This is a genomic window from Treponema sp. TIM-1 (assembly GCF_046533115.1).
Taxonomy (GTDB): Bacteria; Spirochaetota; Spirochaetia; order Treponematales; family Breznakiellaceae; genus JAIRMO01.
Genome location: NZ_JAJQRC010000011.1, coordinates 21,308 through 40,087, shown reverse-complemented (window position 1 = coordinate 40,087; position 18,780 = coordinate 21,308). Strand labels below are relative to the sequence as shown.

The following is an 18,780-nucleotide window of genomic DNA, read 5'->3' as shown; positions in this document are numbered from 1 at the left end:
TCCCTATTTTCACCTAAGGGTGTTGATTGTTTCAGGGTTAAGGCCGGTAATCTTGCGGACGAATTCTACCGAAGCCCCTTCAGACAAAGCGTTTCTTGCAATTTCAATGGCTTTAGCTTCCCTGCCCTCCTCCCTGCCTTCTTCCCGCCCTTTCTGGATACCTTCTTCCCGGGCAAGCCGTTTACTCTCAAAATACCCTTCCACGAACTGGTCAAACATCCTGTCTACCCCCTTTTCGCTGATCAGGTTGGTGGCCGTCCGGATCTGATCCGCCGGTACTTCCAGACGGCTCAGTAGGACTGTTATCACATCCTCCATCAATGTAGTCAAATTCTCCGGAATTTTCAATGTCATTTTTTCCAAGTAGTTAGGGAGCTGCTTCAACAACTCCCCCTTGTCTTTGAAATCCACCTTGTCTATCAGCATCAGGGCCGCCAATTCATCCTTAAATTGGAGAATGTGTTCAATCTTGTACCGGTTTAGTTCCACGAGGCAGTACTCAAAGCTCGGTACATACCGGGTAAAGGCTTCGTGCATCATGGTCCGGCCGGTAAAGTTCATGACAGCGGTCCAGGGGGACCGGCCGTCGTAGAAAACCACCGGGAGAACCGGGGGAAACCGGAAATTTTTGGTGGAGGAAAGGCCCGGATGGTCCTGGTTGGCTTCCCGCTCGTATTCAGTCAAGACCAGGGTGATATAACGGAGCAGACGGAAGGGGGTATTAAAATCGACTTTGGATTGATGTTCGACCAGGGCGATGACGAAGAAGGGGGCCTGTCCTTTGAGATTGACCCGCTTTACCGTGTCCGAATCCCGGCTGTTCTGGAGGAGGGGGAGGAAGCGCTCGGAGACATCTTCAATATCGTCGGGGCTGAGGTCATTCCAGAGCTCCAGAGGGACATAGTCCTTGAGGAACTGGACAAAGAGGGCATGGTTGCCGAGGATGATCTTAAAACTATTGTCTTTACTATTATGAATCGCCATAAATGCTCCTTAATGATATAAGGCGCCAATATGCAAATTCACTTTAATTGGAGAAGAATTTTTTGAAAAAATTAACTTTTGGGCAATTTATCTATACACCGCTTTTTTCTCCCTCACTGCTTATGCCGCCGATCCAGCTCGTCCAACACCGCCTGCACCGTTACCCCCGCCCGGGTCAGGAGGGCCGTGGCAAAATAGAGGAGGTCCGCCGCTTCCCAGATGAGTTCCGCCTGGTTTTTGGCGGTACAGAGCTCCTCCGCCTCCTCCAGCACCTTTTCCCGGACCAGTTCATCGTCCAGGGTGGCGGTATAGGAGCCGGGCCGGGGATTCCTGAAACGTTCGGCGATGATAGCCTGGAGGAATTCCCAGGTGTACCGACGGTCGGTGCCGAAACAGGACCAGGCCCCGGTGTGGCAGACCGGCCCCGCAGGCTCCACCGTAGCCAGCAGGGCGTCCCGGTCACAGTCCGCCCGGAGCCGGAGAAGCTCCAGGGTGTTCCCGGAACTTTCCCCCTTCATCCAGAGCTTTCCCCGGCTCCGGCTGTGGAAACAGAGTTTCCCCCGGCGGAAGGTCTCGGTCACCGCCTCGGGATCGGCGACACCCGTCATCAGGACCTGGCCGTCCGGAGCCTGGGCTATCACCGGAATGGTGTCAGGCACCTTTTTCCAGTTGAGGGAACGGACAAAGGCTTCGGTCAGGTTCACCTTGCCGGTGTACAGGGCCATACCAAGCTGCACATCGCAGCCCAGTGCGGCAAGGGCCTCAATTTCTTCCAGGGAAGAGACCCCTCCGGCCACGGTGACCCCTGCGGTGACCGCCTCCCGCAGGGCCCTAACCGGCGTCAGGTCGATGCCGGTCATGGTCCCCTCCCGGTCCACGTTGGTAAAGAGAAATTCCCCCACCAGGGCTTCCGCGGCTTGGGCGGTTTCCAACAGGTCCAGGCCGGTGGGGGTTTTCCAGCCGTCCACCACGATTTCCCAGCCCCCTTGGGCGGAAGCCGGGCTTCCACTTTGGGTGGAGGCCTGGCTTCCGCCTTGAACGGAAGCCTTGGCGTCCACCGCGAGGATCAGCCGTTCCCGGCCAATAGTACGGGCCATTTCCTCCAGGAAGGGGATCTGCAGGCCGAATTCCCCTCCTGTCCGGCCGGCTCCTCTTTTTTCCGGGTTCCGAAAGGCCGCAGAACCGAGGATGATCTTCTTCGCCCCCAGGCTCACCAGTTCCCGGGCCTGTTCCGGGGTTTTGATCCCCCCGCCCACCCGGCATTCGGCCCTGCGGAGCAGGGTTTTGATCAGATCCCCATGGGACCCCTTCCCCATGGCCGCGTCCAAGTCTATCACCGCCACTTCGCCGTAACGGTCGAATTCCGCTGCCAGTTCCGGGGCATTATCCCGCTGTAATACCAGTTCCGCCCCCTGCCTGAGCTGAACCACCTTTCCATCCTGTAGATCTATCGAAGCGATTACCATCGGACCACCACCCCCTTGGATTCGGCGTATTGTTTTATCTCCCGGATCGTGGTTTTCCCAAAGTGGAGCAAAGAAGCCACCAGGGCGGCATCGGCATTGCCCCATTGGTCATTTGCCGGGTCCGGGGGCAGGAGGACATTGGCGATCTGGTCCAGGGTCCCCGCGCCCCCCGAGGCGATCACCGGCACCCCCACGGCGTCCAGGATGGTCCGGGTCAGTTCCAGGTCATACCCCGCGCCGGTACCGTCGGCGTCGATGGAGTTGAGGAGGATCTCCCCCGCCCCCAATTCCACGGCCTGTTTGGCCCACTCCACCGCATCCAGGCCGGTATCCTGCCGGCCGCCGTGGGAAAAGGCGTGCCAGACCACGGGCCCCGCCGCTCCGCCGACCTTACTTTGGGGGACCGCCCGTTTGGCGTCTATCGAAAGGACCACGCATTGGCTCCCATAGGCCCGGGCCATTGCGGCGAGGAGGGGCGGGTTTTGCAGGGCCGAGGTACAGACCGAAACCTTGTCCGCCCCGGCATTCATGGCGTCCCGCATATCCTCCACCGACCGGATCCCCCCACCCACGCAGAGGGGGATGAACACCTCCGCCGCCACCTGCCGGACCACCTCCAGCAGAGTCGCCCGGCTCTTGTAAGAGGCCCCGATATCAAGGAAGGTGAGTTCGTCCGCTCCGTCATCGTTGTAGCGCCGGGCCAGTTCCACCGGGTCCCCGGCATCCTGGATGCCCTTGAATTTGACCCCCTTTACCACCCGGCCGTCGTCCACGTCCAGGCAGGGGATGATCCGTTTAGCCAACATAAAGATAATCCTCATCAAAGAAAGAAAAAGCGGAGTTTTGGCCGCTTTTTTCAAAGCCTTCCCGAAAGCCGCCGGGTTTACTAAAAAACGCTGCGGCCGGCTTCCGCCCAGTTTTTCAACAGCTCCAGCCCTACGGCCCCGGATTTTTCCGGGTGAAACTGAACCGCCGCCAGGGCGCCCCGTTCCACCGCAGAACAGTACCGCAGGTAGTATTCCGCCTCGGCGGCCACGGCGTTCCCCTCGTCGGGGGCAACATAATAGGAATGGATATAATAAAAAAACGAATGAGCCGGAAGCCCCCGGAACAGCCGGGGATTCCCCGTGACCTCGGTGCGGTTCCAGCCTATCTGGGGGACCTTGCGGCCGGGGAACCGTTTTACCGTGCCCGGCACCACCCCCAGTCCCCGCACAGGTCTCCCCTCCACCGGGGGGGCCTCCTCGGAATGGTCAAAGAGGAGCTGCAGGCCGATGCAGATCCCCAAAAAGGGCTTGTCCGCCTGAATCCACCCCCGGATTGCCCCGTCGTACCCGGATTTTTCCAGGCTGGCCATGGCGGTGGCAAAGTGGCCGTCCCCGGGAACGATGATCCCGGTATAGGGTGAAGCCCCGGGAACGGCCAGTTCTTCGGGGCCCCGGACAAAACAGGCGGGAATACCCAGCCGTTTGAGGGCGTTCATCACCGAACCGAGATTTCCCGCCCCGTAATCCACCACTCCGATCACGCCAGGGTCCTCGGATTCAAGGAGCCGGGGTTTTCCAATAAGCCCTTGGTGGAGGGGATGAGATCCGCCGCCCGGGGATCTATCTCGCAGGCCTCCCGGAGGGCCCGGGCCGCGGCCTTAAAGAGGGCTTCGATCTTGTGGTGATCGCTCCGGCCCCGGAGTATGTCCAGGTGCAGGGTGATACCGGCGTTCTGGGTAAAACCCTCCCAAAAGTCCTCCACCGTGTCGGTCTGAAAGGATGCAATCCCGGAGGCCGCCCCGGACACCAGGGGTATGGCCGAAAGCTCCCCCCGGAAGACCAGGAAGGCCCGGCCGGAGAGGTCCACGGCGGCCCGGGCCAGGGTCTCGTCCATGGGAAAGAGGCAGCTCCCCACCCGGCGGATCCCCCGCTTTTCCCCCAGGGCCTGGGTAAGGCAGCCGCCCAGGACTATCCCCGTGTCCTCCACCAGGTGGTGCTGATCCACCTCCAGATCCCCGGTGGCCCGGATTTCCAGGTCAAAGAGGCTGTGCCGGGCAAAGGTGGTTAACATGTGGGTCAGAAACCCGATGGGGTAGTCCAGCTTCGCCTCCCCCCGGCCGTCCAGATTCAACCGGATCCAAATCTCCGTTTCCTTTGTTTTCCGTGAGATTTCTCCTGTTCTTCCCATAACCGCTCCTTTGGCGCCCGGCAGTCTGCTGCACGCAGCGCCTTTTTTACAGTACCACTTTCCGCAGATCGTACTCCACGATATCCCCGGCGCCCAGTTTCTTCAACCGGGGGATCAGATCGGGGATATCGCTTTTTTTTACGGCGATCTTCACCGCATAGCCCTCGTCGCCGTAGAGGGGCGCCACCGTGGGGCTCCGCATGGCGGGGAGCCCGGAGACGAGTTCGGCAAAGCGGTTTTTTGCCACGTTCATCTCCAGCAGCACCCGGTCCCGTCCGTCCAGTACCGCCTTGAAAAGCATGGCCAATTCCTCTATCCGGCCTTTTTTTTCCTTATCCGCCAGAGCCGCCCGGGAAGCCACAAACCGGGTGGAAGATTCCAGGAGGGTGGCGATGATCCGCAGGCCGTTGTCCTTGAGGGTCTGCCCCGAAGCGGTGTTATCGATGATCATATCCGCGTCATCCGGGGGAAACACCTCGGTGGCCCCATAGGTACGGAGGATCCGGAACTGGTAGCCTGATTTTTTGAGCCAATTTTCCGCCAGGTTGACATATTCGGTGGCCGCCACGATCCGTTGTTTTTTCATCTCCCCTTCTTCCCGCCCCGCGGGAATTGCCGCCACAATACGGACTTGGTCAAAGCCGAGGTCCAGGATCTCCTCCACCGCGGCCCCGCTTTCCCGGATCCAGTCCAGGCCGGTAAACCCCGCGTCGTGGCTCCCCAATTCCAGCAGTTCCCCCACGTTTTGGGGCTTCATGATCTTCCCGTCCAGCCAATCCGCCCCAATAAGCGGCCGGTAGGTCCGGTCCGCCAGGGATATGGGGAACCCCGCCTCTTCAAAAAGCCGGGAAATATTGTCGAAAATTCGGCCTTTGGGAATCAAAATTCGCAGCTTCTCCATATATACTCCAAAAAAAAGCCGTGAACCCGGAAGCCAGTTCCGAGCCCACGGCTAGATTACCGTGCAAAACGCCGGATCCTAAGCTGCCCCCAAAGAGTATTCCTGATGGTGATGATGGTATCCCAAAATCCGGTTCATGGTCTTAGTATACCGGAAACCGTAAAAAGCGTCAAGCTGCCGCATGGTTCCGGTTAAACCCCCCGGCAGTTTGCCCGGCAAACGGCCCTGCTAATCAGGCGCCGCAGGCTGCCGGCATACCTAAGTTTTTGTGGATGAATCATACCATTCAATCCAGTCTTTAGCCATTTCATCCATGAGTCCCACATGACCGGATTTTATGGGATAAACACCGGTAATTTGCCGTAACGCATTAAATAATTGACATGGTTTTTTTCGTAATTGTTCAATTATATAGGGAACCGCCTTCCAGCCCATAGCTATTATCGCTTTGTAATTGGCATTCTCAAACATATCGGAGGAAGGCATAAGCGCTGTTTCTTCTTCCCATTTTTGATAATATCGTTGAAAAGCATTATCGGTACCGGATGCTACCGTCGGCTTCTTGGCAGGTTTCTCCGTTTCGATCTCTTTCCCCGCAGAAGACTCCCGGCGTTTATAGGATTTTACCAGATTGCCTTTATTATCGTATTCTTGGACTATATCGGGAAATAGTGGCTGGGTAAAGGTGATCTTGGGAAACTTCTCAAATGGTCTATCATCTTCACATATTACGGTAGCTTTAATGCCGTTTTTCAACGAATACACAATTTTAGACATAATAATGAGCTCCTCCCTATGCATACATAAGATTATTCCAAACTATTTTACCATTGTTTTATGCGGCTGTCTATACGCCGGAACGGTCCTTTTTTGCCGGAGCGGTCCTGAGTTCCCCTTGATAAGTCCCGGGCTATCCACTAATATTAATTTATGGGAAAAATTTTGAGGTCATTGAAAGTAACGGCTCTGGGGAGCATCCTCTTTTTTATTGCCGCGGTATTGACCGTAAGCGCCCAACAGTATAATTCGGTACCCCTGGATCATGCAGTATACGGGGTTATTGAGCATGCTGTTTTTAGGGGTATCATCAGTCATCCCCCATCGGCAAAGCCCTGGCAGGAATTGACGATCCGGCGGCTCCTCCGGGAGATCCTCAGCGCGGAACCGGGGCTCAACTCACCGGTGGAACGGGACATTGTTTCGGCCGCCCTGGCGGATTTTGAGCGAAAACCGGGGCTGGACCTGCAGCGGGGGAGCCATTATCTGGACCGCCCCCTCCCCAAGGATTCGCATTATTCCCTGGATGCGGGCATCTCTTGGCAAAGCGATATTAATGTAACCGGGACCGGTAAAATCGGAACGACCAATATGGGGACCGTCTATCTGGGGGGGGATATCGGTAACTACCTTTCCTACAATTTTAATGTCCGGGGGGGGATCCTCAAGGTTGACCGGGACCTTCTTGGGATGATGCCCAATGCCCCGTACTTTGATCCCAAGGATGCCGATCCCCCCACCGATCCGCCAACCTACTCATCGGTATTTTCCATCCCGGCATACTTCCCCTATAGTTTTACTAAGGTCTGGGAGGCGGCGGTTTTTAAGCCCAATGATCTTTCCAGTTACGGTGAATGGCCCGATACCCTTGCCTTTGGTTATGAAATTATCTCGGAAATCGGAACGGCCTTCGCGGATAACCGGTTACAGTTCCGGTTTGGACGGATGCGGCGGGACTGGGGCCCCGGGGAGAATGGCATGAGCCTTTTCATGAACAGTCATGCCCGGCCCTTTATGGCCCTGGAAGGAACCGCCATCGCCGCCCCCTGGCTGTACTTCTCCTTCCTCACCGGCGCCCTGGAATACCAAAAGATCCGCGATCAGTGGGACGATGCGTCCTCTTTTCAGAATTTGTTTTCCCTGGCTATGGTGGAGCTCAATTCCAAAGAGCGTTTCCATTTTGATTTCGGCAGCGCCACGGTCTGGCCCAAGCGCTTTGATCTGGGGTATATTTTTCCGGTAAACAGTAACTATTTTTACCAGAACAATATCGGCGATTTTGATAACCTGGCGCTTTTTGCCAATCTGGAGTACCGCATACCGGGGATCGGTAAACTATGGGGTTCCCTTTTCGTGGACGAGATAAATTTAAAGCGGGATTTTTTTATTCTGGACCGGGAAATGTACGCCCTTCAGGGCGGGGTACGCATTATGCTCCCCTGGCTTCCCTTTGCCTCGGTCAAGCTGCAGTACACCAAGATTGAACCCTACTGTTATACCCATGAATACACCTCCACCCCCTGGCATTCGGTTTTGATCGATACCGCTTACATGAATAACGGCGAATCCCTGGGTTACTATCTGCCCCCCAATAGCGATGAAATTCTCCTGCACATGGAATCCATGTTCCTCCCCGAGGCCAAGGCCCATGTTCAGTACCAATTAATCCGCCACGGCGTGGAATACGGATCCGGCCGGGTAGACGGCTCCTCCCCACAGGATAAAATGCTCAAGAAGAATAACAATACCAAGAAATATTTCCTTAGGGACGGGGTTTATCAGTGGAACCATGTGGTTAAGATCGGCGGGGCCTATAGCTTTAAAACCAAAAAAATACCCATATCCGTTTATGGGGACTTTGGGATTGTGGTAACCCAATTTACCGCTACCGGCGCTCCCGAAGGATCGGAAGAAGACCGGAGTTTTCACTTTGTTTCCGATGATGATCCCGAATACAAGCCCAATGTGGGGGTGATTTTTTCCCTGGGCTTCAAGATTTTTCCGTAAGGACCGGTACGCATAAAAAAGGCATGGTATGTATATGCGGTTCCGCAATGAGGGTATTTCAAGCGAGGGGTTGAACATACCCCTTGTATAAAAATCGAACTGGCTTTAAAATCGAAGTTTCAAAACTGTCTTAATCGAGGCTTTCCCAAAACTTCAGTTTTTGGGAAAGCTACCTTAGATTTATATGAAAAAGCGGGCTTTAGACCGCTTTTTCTGAAGCTTTTCCCAAAACTAACCGAGTTTTGGGAAAAGCTCAATCTTTAAAAAAATAGCAGTAATCCTAATTTACAGTGAATGGAGGAGGCCCATGGCCAGGCGAGGTAAAGTCATCATCGATCGGGAACTATGCAAGGGGTGTTTTCTCTGCATCCGTGCGTGTCCATCCAAGGTTTTAGCGGAGGATACCCTGCCGAATTCCTCCGGTTCCTATCCGTCTAAGGCTATTTATATGGAAAAATGTATAGCCTGCGGGAACTGTTTTGCGGTGTGCCCCGATGTGTGTATTGAGGTGTATGAATTGGAAGGAGCTGAGGTATGAGGGATACGGAGAAACTGCTGTTGAAGGGGAATGACGCCATTGCCGAAGCGGCAATCCGGGCGGGCTGCAACGCCTATTTTGGGTATCCCATCACCCCCCAAAATGAAATTATCGCCTATATGGCTAAACACATGCTGGAAAAGGGCCGGATCTTCATCCAGGCGGAAAGTGAGGTGGCGGCGATCAACATGGTTTACGGCGCCTCCGCCGCGGGAGCCCGGGCTATGACGAGCTCATCCAGCCCCGGGATCAGCCTAAAACAAGAGGGCATATCCTATGCCGCCGGAGCGGATATCCCCGTAGTGGTGGTTAATGTGGTCCGGGGCGGTCCGGGCCTGGGTTCCATCGCCCCCAGCCAGGCCGACTATATACAAGCGACCCGGGGGGGCGGTCACGGGGATTACCGCTGTATTGTCCTGGCCCCCAAAAGCGTTCAGGAATGTGCGGACCTGACCTATCTGGCCTTTGACCTGGCGGATCAGTACCGGGTACCGGTCATTGTCCTGGCGGACGGTATGATAGGCCAGATGATGGAAGGGGTAGTCCTGCCCCCGGAGCGTCCCCTGACGGATCTGCCCAAGCGGGATTGGGCGGTGGGAAATATGGCCGCTGCCCCGCGGGCGTCCCGGCATATCAGTTCCATACATCTGGTTCCTGAGGAATTGGAGGCTAAAACCAAAGCCCGGTTTGTCCGGTACGATGAGATAACGGCAAAAGAAATCCGGTATGAGCAAATTGGGCCCACGGGGGAAGCGGACCTGACCCTGGTTGCCTACGGTACCGCCGCCCGGGTTGCCCAGGGGGCAAGAAAACTTGCCGAAAAGGCGGGGATTAACCTGGGGGTGTTTCGGCCCATCACCCTGTGGCCCTTCCCCGCAGAACCCCTCGCCCAAATTGCCGCTTCGGGGAAGCCCTTCCTTACGGTGGAGATGAGTTTAGGCCAACTGGTGGTTGATGTAAACCTTGCGGTCCTGGGTAAGGCCCCGGTACATCTTTTGGGTCACTGCGGCGGAATCATCCCCACAGAGGAAGAGGTCTTTAACGAGGTGAAACAGATACTTGGGAGGAAAGGATGAAACAACTATACGGACACCCCAAAAGTTTATACGATGTCCCGACCAAATACTGCGGGGGCTGCGGCCACGGGGTCATACACCGGATCATCACCGAACTTATTGACGAGATGAACCTGCGGGAAAAGGCCGTCATCACCAACCCGGTGGGCTGCGCTATTTGGGCGGACCTCTACTTTGACTTTGATTCGGTTCAGCCGGCCCATGGCCGGACCCCTGCGGCGGCTACGGGGATCAAGCGGGTCCTGCCGGATCACGTTGTTATCTGCTACCAGGGGGACGGGGACATGGCGGCTATTGGTACCGCGGAGATGATCCATGCGGCAAACCGGGGGGAAAAATTTACCACCATCTTTGTGAACAACGCCATTTACGGCATGACCGGCGGCCAGATGGCCCCCACCACCCTGGTGGGCCAAAAGGCGGTCACCGCTCCCCGGGGCCGGGACCCCGAAGCGGCGGGGATGGGGTATCCTATCCGGGTTTCCGAATTGCTCGCCAGCCTGGAGGGAAGCCGTTACCTTGCCCGGGGAGCGGTAAACAACGCCGCCAATATCCGAAAGACCAAATCTTACATCCGGAAGGCCCTGGAGGCCCAAATGCGGGGTATCGGTTTTACCATGGTGGAGGTTCTTTCCCCATGCCCCACCAACTGGGGCATGGAACCGGTCCCCTCGGTGGAATGGCTGGAACAAAACATGATCCCCTTTTTCCCCCTAGGGGAGATCAAAAACACCTTAGCGGGGGCGGCTGAAACGGTCAAGGAGGCGGTTCAATGACGGAAAAATCTTTTTTCGCCGGTTTCGGCGGACAGGGGATCATCTCCTTGGGGCAAATCTGGGTGTATTGCGCCATGAAGGAGGGCAAAAACGTAACCTTTTTCCCCTTTTACGGGGCGGAAAAACGGGGGGGCATTGCCCGGGCCGGGGTTATTGTTTCGGACGAGGAGATCGCCAGCCCCCTGGTGACGGTTCCTGATTCGGTGCTGGTGATGAACCCCGATTCCCTCCCCCTCTGTGAGGGTATCCTTAAACCCGGGGGACTCATGTTGATCAATGCAACCCTGGTCAAGGACGATCCCCAACGGAAGGATATCAAGGTGGTAAAGATTGAGGCCCAGGACATGGCGGAAAAAATCGGGAACCCCCGGTTCGCCAATATGGTGGCCCTCGGAGCCATGGCCAAACTCACCGGCGCGCTGGCTATTACGGAAATCGAGGAAATCCTCAAAAAATTCTTTTCCCCGGACAAACACAAATTTATCCCCCTCAACGTGGAGGCTATCCAGGCAGGTTACCAGGCCGTATAACCCACCATCCCCGAAAAGGCGACCGGGGCGTAGTCTCCTGCCTACCCGTCCCGGGGGTGGATGCAGCGTCTTGCAAGCAGGATCAGTTGTTACGATATGTGTACCCGTGCAGGGTGCGACGTGTCGAACCAAGACATCTACAACGAGAAGTACAAGTTTCAATCCACGCACCCGCACGGGGTGCGACGATCAATCGGAAAAACGGGCAGCCCGAATTGCACGGTTTCAATCCACGCACCCGTGCAGGGTGCGACTTGATGACGGAAGTATTTTTTATCAATACGGTTTATGTTTCAATCCACGCACCCGTGCGGGGTGCGACTCATATATTAATTCACTCAGTCACAGAAACATATGTTTCAATCCACGCACCCGTGCGGGGTGCGACATTCGGGATAATACCCAGCTTTCCAAAACCACGAGGGTTTCAATCCACGCACCCGCACGGGGTGCGACGGAAACAAAATCGGTAATGGTACATCCCGAAACATAGTTTCAATCCACGCACCCGCACGGGGTGCGACTTCCCGCCTTTCCAGGAGTTTTTTGAGGATTACCAGGTTTCAATCCACGCACCCGCACGGGGTGCGACCCGGGTCCCCGATCCGTACACCTACGACCACGACTGGTTTCAATCCACGCACCCGCACGGGGTGCGACAAATTATTTTAAGGAGTTTTTATGGCAAGGTTTCAGTTTCAATCCACGCACCCGCACGGGGTGCGACGTTATTACTCTCCGGGAGCTTCCCCTCCCACGACTGTTTCAATCCACGCACCCGCACGGGGTGCGACTTCAAGCTGCGGACTATTGGACGAAAACTGGCCATCGGGTTTCAATCCACGCACCCGCACGGGGTGCGACAAAGAGGGGCGGCGGCTTATTGAGACGCTTATTGAGTTTCAATCCACGCACCCGCACGGGGTGCGACGCGGATAGCTATGTATGCTTCTTTTCAGTCGGCCAAGTTTCAATCCACGCACCCGCACGGGGTGCGACCCCGAATGCCGCTGTCCAGGACCGACGGGTCGCTAGTTTCAATCCACGCACCCGCACGGGGTGCGACGCTACCAACTGGAAAGCTGTTCTTGACTCGGTAAAGTTTCAATCCACGCACCCGCACGGGGTGCGACACAGGCCGGATGCTGGTTATGCTGGGAAATAACGGGTTTCAATCCACGCACCCGCACGGGGTGCGACGTGAATATATGGAAATGGCAATGGAGCATGTTGCTGTTTCAATCCACGCACCCGCACGGGGTGCGACATGCTTGGATGTTATTAACAGCTTGCTTGACGAAATGTTTCAATCCACGCACCCGCACGGGGTGCGACAGGACTGAGCAGCCGGAACTTCTGGCTGAGAACGTGTTTCAATCCACGCACCCGCACGGGGTGCGACTGCACAAGCAGGGGAAATTAGATTTCCTGTTAAAGGTTTCAATCCACGCACCCGCACGGGGTGCGACTTGCCGGGCCTGACGGCGCTTATGAGTTTTGGGCTAGTTTCAATCCACGCACCCGCACGGGGTGCGACCCCAAAGGATATTGAATTATGGGAGGAACACGAGGTTTCAATCCACGCACCCGCACGGGGTGCGACTATCCCTTCTTCAAATAAATATACAAAAATACTGGTTTCAATCCACGCACCCGCACGGGGTGCGACAACGGCCTGGTTGATGCCATGCGCCTTGAGGGGATGTTTCAATCCACGCACCCGCACGGGGTGCGACGACGATCTGACTATCGACAGGATAGACGTAAATGGGTTTCAATCCACGCACCCGCACGGGGTGCCACCCGCTTTAGTGGCGGTGTTCGGCGTTCTGAACCTGTTTCAATCCACGCACCCGCACGGGGTGCGACTGGGCGGCAAAACCACCGCAGTACCGGGATTCCTGTTTCAATCCACGCACCCGCACGGGGTGCGACGAGGGCAAAAATCTCTGAACGCCTGAGGCCGGAAAGGTTTCAATCCACGCACCCGCACGGGGTGCGACGAGGGCAAAAATCTCTGAACGCCTGAGGCCGGAAAGGTTTCAATCCACGCACCCGCACGGGGTGCGACGTATCCAGGAATTAAGTGCGGTTGAGTTTCGACAAGTTTCAATCCACGCACCCGCACGGGGTGCGACTACCAATGTCATATTGAGACACCCGCTTAATATCAAGTTTCAATCCACGCACCCGCACGGGGTGCGACCCGAAGCTTGCTGAATCTTGTCATCAACTTGGACACGTTTCAATCCACGCACCCGCACGGGGTGCGACCGTAGTTATGCTGAGATAACCAGCATGTTTAACAAGTTTCAATCCACGCACCCGCACGGGGTGCGACGCAGCCAATAATGTGGCGCGGAGCAATTTCAAGGTGTTTCAATCCACGCACCCGCACGGGGTGCGACATTCCGATGTAAACATGCCTCGGCAGGTTTGAGATGTTTCAATCCACGCACCCGCACGGGGTGCGACTACCACAAGTATCTTATCATCATCACTATAGCTTGTTTCAATCCACGCACCCGCACGGGGTGCGACAAAGTTGCTCTTTTATTGCCTCCAGTAGGTCAAGTTTCAATCCACGCACCCGCACGGGGTGCGACGGGAATCGGCATCGTTTACCGTATAGGCATACCCGGTTTCAATCCACGCACCCGCACGGGGTGCGACGGGGCTTAACCTGGAATACCTGGCGTCCCGCAGCGGGTTTCAATCCACGCACCCGCACGGGGTGCGACAATATAGTAAGTATGACAATGAACCATACCTTGAAATGTTTCAATCCACGCACCCGCACGGGGTGCGACTTCACTGTCATGTTAAGCTAGCTATTAATAAATAAAGTTTCAATCCACGCACCCGCACGGGGTGCGACGGTTAAATCCTTAATTTTCATATTCTATCTCCCTATGTTTCAATCCACGCACCCGCACGGGGTGCGACCCGGGAGTACCTCAATACGATAGGCAAGGTGTACCAGTTTCAATCCACGCACCCGCACGGGGTGCGACAAGACAATGCCGGCAACGTATGGAATACCATAAAAGGTTTCAATCCACGCACCCGCACGGGGTGCGACCATCTCATACGAATTGGAAATAATAGCATCAGCTAAGTTTCAATCCACGCACCCGCACGGGGTGCGACGAATATATTCTTTAATTTAATTTGTCAATATATTGTTTCAATCCACGCACCCGCACGGGGTGCGACATTAATTTCTCTGCCCTTGGAGTCACCGGCGGGAAGTTTCAATCCACGCACCCGCACGGGGTGCGACCGTATTTTTCCCCGTTCATGCAAGTCAAATTCTACGTTTCAATCCACGCACCCGCACGGGGTGCGACACTTTTCGCCATTGGATGGCACCTCACCGAGAAGAGTTTCAATCCACGCACCCGCACGGGGTGCGACTCGGGCATTTATAACTAATATATTGACAAAAAACGGGTTTCAATCCACGCACCCGCACGGGGTGCGACTGGGGATTATGTCAACTATCGTAACTTGCCGAAATGGTTTCAATCCACGCACCCGCACGGGGTGCGACCCTTTACCATGTTAAAAATGGCCGAAATCGAGGAAGTTTCAATCCACGCACCCGCACGGGGTGCGACGTATGACTTGAGTTGTTCGACACCTCGACATTACTGTTTCAATCCACGCACCCGCACGGGGTGCGACCCTCAACGTTCGCTGATTCTTCCACCTCCATGTGAGTTTCAATCCACGCACCCGCACGGGGTGCGACGCACGCCGGTAATCGTTAATATCATGGCCGTACTTGTTTCAATCCACGCACCCGCACGGGGTGCGACACAAGGCCAGAGGTTTTCCCTCCCAGCCAACTCATGTTTCAATCCACGCACCCGCACGGGGTGCGACTGATAACCGCCGAGCCCCTTCTCGACTTCGGAGAGTTTCAATCCACGCACCCGCACGGGGTGCGACATCCCGGTGAGGCCGAATGGTATAATTCAACGGTGGAGTTTCAATCCACGCACCCGCACGGGGTGCGACCCGATCATCCACAGGGTGGCCACGGCAATCAAAAGTTTCAATCCACGAACCCGCACGGGGTGCGACGAGTCCGATTCCCCGGATGCCCTGTCGGTATAAGTGTTTCAATCCACGCACCCGCACGGGGTGCGACACGTTGGTACTGATGTCACTGGCAACATAACAAAAGTTTCAATCCACGCACCCGCACGGGGTGCGACGTTTATGGCGGCCTATGAGTTACATAGAGGCAAAGTTTCAATCCACGCACCCGCACGGGGTGCGACACCAAGTAGTAGTAAGCCGCCTCCCGAACGGATCCGTTTCAATCCACGCACCCGCACGGGGTGCGACCAGCCATAAGGACTTTTAGTCTTGCAATGTTCACCGGTTTCAATCCACGCACCCGCACGGGGTGCGACTTGTATCAGGCAGCGGAGATACACTTGCCAATGGTGTTTCAATCCACGCACCCGCACGGGGTGCGACGCGCAATACCCAGCAGAATATAACGACATGACTATCGTTTCAATCCACGCACCCGCACGGGGTGCGACGTACGGCTTGTTGATGATCACGATAATGTTGTTATGTTTCAATCCACGCACCCGCACGGGGTGCGACGATGTTCTCAATTTTGTAAATCCCCTGGGGAATGTGTTTCAATCCACGCACCCGCACGGGGTGCGACAGGCCCAAGGCGTAATTCGACATTTGCGGGATAAGACGTTTCAATCCACGCACCCGCACGGGGTGCGACTCCTGACTTTCGTTTGAAAAGCTGGGCCGATTACTCGTTTCAATCCACGCACCCGCACGGGGTGCGACCTCCAGATTTCATCATATTTGTTTTCGATAGATCGTGTTTCAATCCACGCACCCGCACGGGGTGCGACCTGGGATACAGCACTTCGATTTTTTCCACCAAGGTAGGTTTCAATCCACGCACCCGCACGGGGTGCGACATGTCCGACGTAAAAATATTAGACGAAGTGTTGCAGTTTCAATCCACGCACCCGCACGGGGTGCGACGTTTTGCGTATAAAGTCAGCGGGGTCTGTGTAATGTTTCAATCCACGCACCCGCACGGGGTGCGACGACTATTCACAACTCCCCTCGTGGGTAAAAATAAAGTTTCAATCCACGCACCCGCACGGGGTGCGACCCGACGTTCCATACCGTTACTTTGCGCTTTACCGGTTTCAATCCACGCACCCGCACGGGGTGCGACCCGCCCGATAAGGAGGAGGTTGCCATTTATCTCAAGTTTCAATCCACGCACCCGCACGGGGTGCGACAATATGATAATTGAATATTATCTTGGAGAACCGGTAGGTTTCAATCCACGCACCCGCACGGGGTGCGACTCTTTTGATGGCTGGACGGCTTACTATCTGGCATGGTTTCAATCCACGCACCCGCACGGGGTGCGACTTCCAATATGGCAATACTCTGATAAGGTAAAGGATGTTTCAATCCACGCACCCGCACGGGGTGCGACTATCTGGACTCGGTATAAAAAGTATTACGAGGTATGTTTCAATCCACGCACCCGCACGGGGTGCGACTCAAATTCTTTCGAGAATCTTTTTGATTTATCACGTTTCAATCCACGCACCCGCACGGGGTGCGACACGGCAATCTTTCTCTGTATGCCGCGGCCATGCTTAGTTTCAATCCACGCACCCGCACGGGGTGCGACAACATGGCAAATTTAGAATTAGAGCCGGTATGGACGGTTTCAATCCACGCACCCGCACGGGGTGCGACCCACGGTGAACGATACCACCATCACCGATGCCTTTGGTTTCAATCCACGCACCCGCACGGGGTGCGACGCGGAGTCCAGCGTCACCGTCGTCGACGGGGAAAGTGTTTCAATCCACGCACCCGCACGGGGTGCGACCTCCCATAATTTCGGCACCCTCGTGGTATAGGGGAATGTTTCAATCCACGCACCCGCACGGGGTGCGACGCACACTACATTATTTCTTTGTATTACAACAACTTAGAGCCCCGTTTCCGCGAACGGCCAAATAATTCGTGTGATAATAATAAAATTCTCCTTCCCTAGTTTGTCAAATATCTATCCTATAAGGAATTACGCTTCGTGCGAACATCCCGGGGTTTTCTGTGTCTTTGGAGTTCGCATGTACCGGTATATACTCTAGGATCGGGTGTTTTGGGGAGAATTTAGACAATCAAAGGAGCGTCCACATCGTAAGACGGCTTTGCACCCACGTGTTCCACACGTCTCTTGTAATTTGCGCCTAGATAATAGTAGCGCAGACTATCCTTTTTATCATCTATTATTTTTTCAAGCGTATTCTTCAAATGAACCCACTGGGCTGGCTCAACAACACATTCAAATACCGAATATTGGACCCGTTGCCCGTAATTTGTGCATGCCTTGGCAACCTTCCTCAGCCGTCCCGAACCGCCGGGGCTGGTTACCATCACATCGTAACTTACCAAAACCATCATAGCCTGTTACCTCCAAAAGAAAGGCGGATATCCGTCAATATCACCCCGTATATGCCGGGCCATCAAATTTGACTGAACAAAAAACAGAAGGCCGATAGGAACCGTCTCTTCAATATAGGGATGATATACCTCATCCTGTTTGCGGTTCTGATATTCGGTAAGTACTGTTTTTCTGGTGTCGCTGTCCATGGTTACCGCTCCATTCGCCGCTTTGGAAAATCCCTTTTTGCTTAGCTGCCGCCGGTTAATCAGTGAAAGTACCAGGCGATCCGCGATGACCGGGCGGAACTCTTCCATCATATCCAATGCCAGACCCGGACGCCCCGGCCTGTCCCGGTGAAGAAAGCCAACCGCCGGATCAAGCCCAACAGTTTCCAAAGCCGAACGCACATCATGAGCCAACAGGGTATACACAAAAGAAAGAAGCGCATTCACTTCGTCCAGAGGAGGACGCCGGTTTCGTTCGGTGAAAACAAAATCATTTTTCTGATCAAGAATAAGATGGTTAAATACCCGAAAGTATTCCGCCGCTGCCTGCCCTTCAAATCCCCGGACTTCATCGGCACCGGACGCTTTTGCAATACGATCCACAATCCGGTCGAGTTTTTCAGACGCGTTTTTCAGGGCTTCCACATCAACCTTGGCGGCATGATCACGGATAGTCCGGTTCATCACAATGCGACAATTTGCCAGTTTTCCGCTCACCACGTTTGCTGCGATCAGCCGAGTTGCTTCCTCATCATCGGCCATCCGGTATTGCTGCCGCCGCAGAAGAACATTTCCGCTGACAGGCCCCCACACCGATGCGAGAAAATGGCCATGTTCACTCAAAAATGAAACCGCTACATCCCGTTCGGCGCAGAACCCCAATAAAAAAGGAGAACACAGCACATTACCAAAACAAACGATACTACCGATAGTATGAATAGGAAGCTGTAAAACCCGCTGCTTCTCTTTTTCTACTACCACCGTCTCTCCCTCCCGATGAAGATAAGCGCCTTGGGAACTCACATAAAGGGTATTAAGCAGCTTCCTCATTCAAATTTCTCCTGCTTATCAGTCGA

The 18,780-nt window shown here is 55.1% G+C and carries 15 protein-coding genes and 1 CRISPR repeat array; of the genes, 5 read left to right on the top strand and 10 right to left on the bottom strand.

Annotated elements, in window-relative coordinates; translation table 11 throughout:
* Positions 1-9 precede the first annotated feature (9 nt).
* From LQZ21_RS06580 to LQZ21_RS06545, 8 genes are all read right to left on the bottom strand, one after another.
* Positions 10-984, bottom strand: a complete 975-nt coding sequence (locus LQZ21_RS06580) for an Rpn family recombination-promoting nuclease/putative transposase (RefSeq protein ID WP_411043453.1) — start codon at positions 982-984, stop codon at positions 10-12.
* A 113-nt stretch (positions 985-1,097) separates the two neighbouring features.
* Positions 1,098-2,450, bottom strand: coding sequence for a phosphoribosyl-ATP diphosphatase (hisE, locus tag LQZ21_RS06575; RefSeq protein WP_411043452.1), 1,353 nt, complete (start codon positions 2,448-2,450; stop codon positions 1,098-1,100).
* Positions 2,444-3,256 carry an imidazole glycerol phosphate synthase subunit HisF gene (gene hisF, locus LQZ21_RS06570; protein ID WP_411043451.1) on the bottom strand — a complete coding sequence of 271 codons (813 nt, stop codon included), beginning with the start codon at positions 3,254-3,256 and terminating at the stop codon, positions 2,444-2,446. Before hisF ends, hisE begins: the two co-directional genes overlap by 7 nt.
* An 80-nt stretch (positions 3,257-3,336) precedes the next feature.
* Positions 3,337-3,978, bottom strand: a complete 642-nt coding sequence (hisH, locus tag LQZ21_RS06565; protein ID WP_411043450.1) for an imidazole glycerol phosphate synthase subunit HisH — start codon at positions 3,976-3,978, stop codon at positions 3,337-3,339.
* Positions 3,975-4,625, bottom strand: a complete 651-nt coding sequence (hisB, locus tag LQZ21_RS06560; RefSeq protein ID WP_411043449.1) for an imidazoleglycerol-phosphate dehydratase HisB — start codon at positions 4,623-4,625, stop codon at positions 3,975-3,977. The genes hisH and hisB overlap by 4 nt, the downstream gene beginning before the upstream one ends.
* A 46-nt stretch (positions 4,626-4,671) precedes the next feature.
* Positions 4,672-5,526 carry an ATP phosphoribosyltransferase gene (hisG, locus tag LQZ21_RS06555; protein WP_411043448.1) on the bottom strand — a complete coding sequence of 285 codons (855 nt, stop codon included), beginning with the start codon at positions 5,524-5,526 and terminating at the stop codon, positions 4,672-4,674.
* A gap of 78 nt (positions 5,527-5,604) precedes the next feature.
* Positions 5,605-5,745 (bottom strand): hypothetical protein, encoded by a 141-nt coding sequence (locus LQZ21_RS06550; protein ID WP_411043447.1) that lies wholly within the window; start codon positions 5,743-5,745, stop codon positions 5,605-5,607.
* A 39-nt stretch (positions 5,746-5,784) separates the two neighbouring features.
* Complete coding sequence (locus tag LQZ21_RS06545) at positions 5,785-6,303, bottom strand: hypothetical protein (RefSeq protein ID WP_411043446.1); 519 nt, start codon at positions 6,301-6,303, stop codon at positions 5,785-5,787.
* 165 nt (positions 6,304-6,468) lie between these two features.
* Here LQZ21_RS06545 and LQZ21_RS06540 point away from each other — a divergent pair, with 165 nt between their 5' ends.
* From LQZ21_RS06540 to LQZ21_RS06520, 5 genes are all read left to right on the top strand, one after another.
* Positions 6,469-8,310: a capsule assembly Wzi family protein gene (locus LQZ21_RS06540; protein WP_411043445.1), complete on the top strand. Its 1,842-nt coding sequence runs from the start codon at positions 6,469-6,471 to the stop codon at positions 8,308-8,310.
* Positions 8,311-8,617: 307 nt separating this feature from the next.
* Complete coding sequence (locus tag LQZ21_RS06535) at positions 8,618-8,848, top strand: 4Fe-4S dicluster domain-containing protein (protein ID WP_411043444.1); 231 nt, start codon at positions 8,618-8,620, stop codon at positions 8,846-8,848.
* Complete coding sequence (vorB, locus tag LQZ21_RS06530; RefSeq protein WP_411043443.1) at positions 8,845-9,924, top strand: 3-methyl-2-oxobutanoate dehydrogenase subunit VorB; 1,080 nt, start codon at positions 8,845-8,847, stop codon at positions 9,922-9,924. The genes LQZ21_RS06535 and vorB overlap by 4 nt, the downstream gene beginning before the upstream one ends.
* Entirely contained in the window at positions 9,921-10,700 is a 780-nt protein-coding gene (locus LQZ21_RS06525) for a thiamine pyrophosphate-dependent enzyme (protein ID WP_411043442.1), read from the top strand. The genes vorB and LQZ21_RS06525 overlap by 4 nt, the downstream gene beginning before the upstream one ends.
* Positions 10,697-11,230 carry a 2-oxoacid:ferredoxin oxidoreductase subunit gamma family protein gene (locus LQZ21_RS06520; RefSeq protein WP_411043441.1) on the top strand — a complete coding sequence of 178 codons (534 nt, stop codon included), beginning with the start codon at positions 10,697-10,699 and terminating at the stop codon, positions 11,228-11,230. Before LQZ21_RS06525 ends, LQZ21_RS06520 begins: the two co-directional genes overlap by 4 nt.
* Before the next feature lie 155 nt (positions 11,231-11,385).
* Positions 11,386-17,207: direct repeats of the CRISPR family, unit length 32 nt; unit sequence GTTTCAATCCACGCACCCGCACGGGGTGCGAC.
* A gap of 218 nt (positions 17,208-17,425) precedes the next feature.
* On the opposite strand, the gene cas2 is transcribed toward LQZ21_RS06520, so the two are convergent.
* Both cas2 and cas1c read right to left on the bottom strand, forming a co-directional pair.
* Positions 17,426-17,716 carry a CRISPR-associated endonuclease Cas2 gene (gene cas2, locus LQZ21_RS06515; RefSeq protein WP_411043440.1) on the bottom strand — a complete coding sequence of 97 codons (291 nt, stop codon included), beginning with the start codon at positions 17,714-17,716 and terminating at the stop codon, positions 17,426-17,428.
* A 6-nt stretch (positions 17,717-17,722) separates the two neighbouring features.
* On the bottom strand, positions 17,723-18,754 hold the full coding sequence (gene cas1c, locus LQZ21_RS06510) for a type I-C CRISPR-associated endonuclease Cas1c (protein ID WP_411043439.1): 1,032 nt from the start codon (positions 18,752-18,754) through the stop codon (positions 17,723-17,725).
* Positions 18,755-18,780 lie beyond the last annotated feature (26 nt).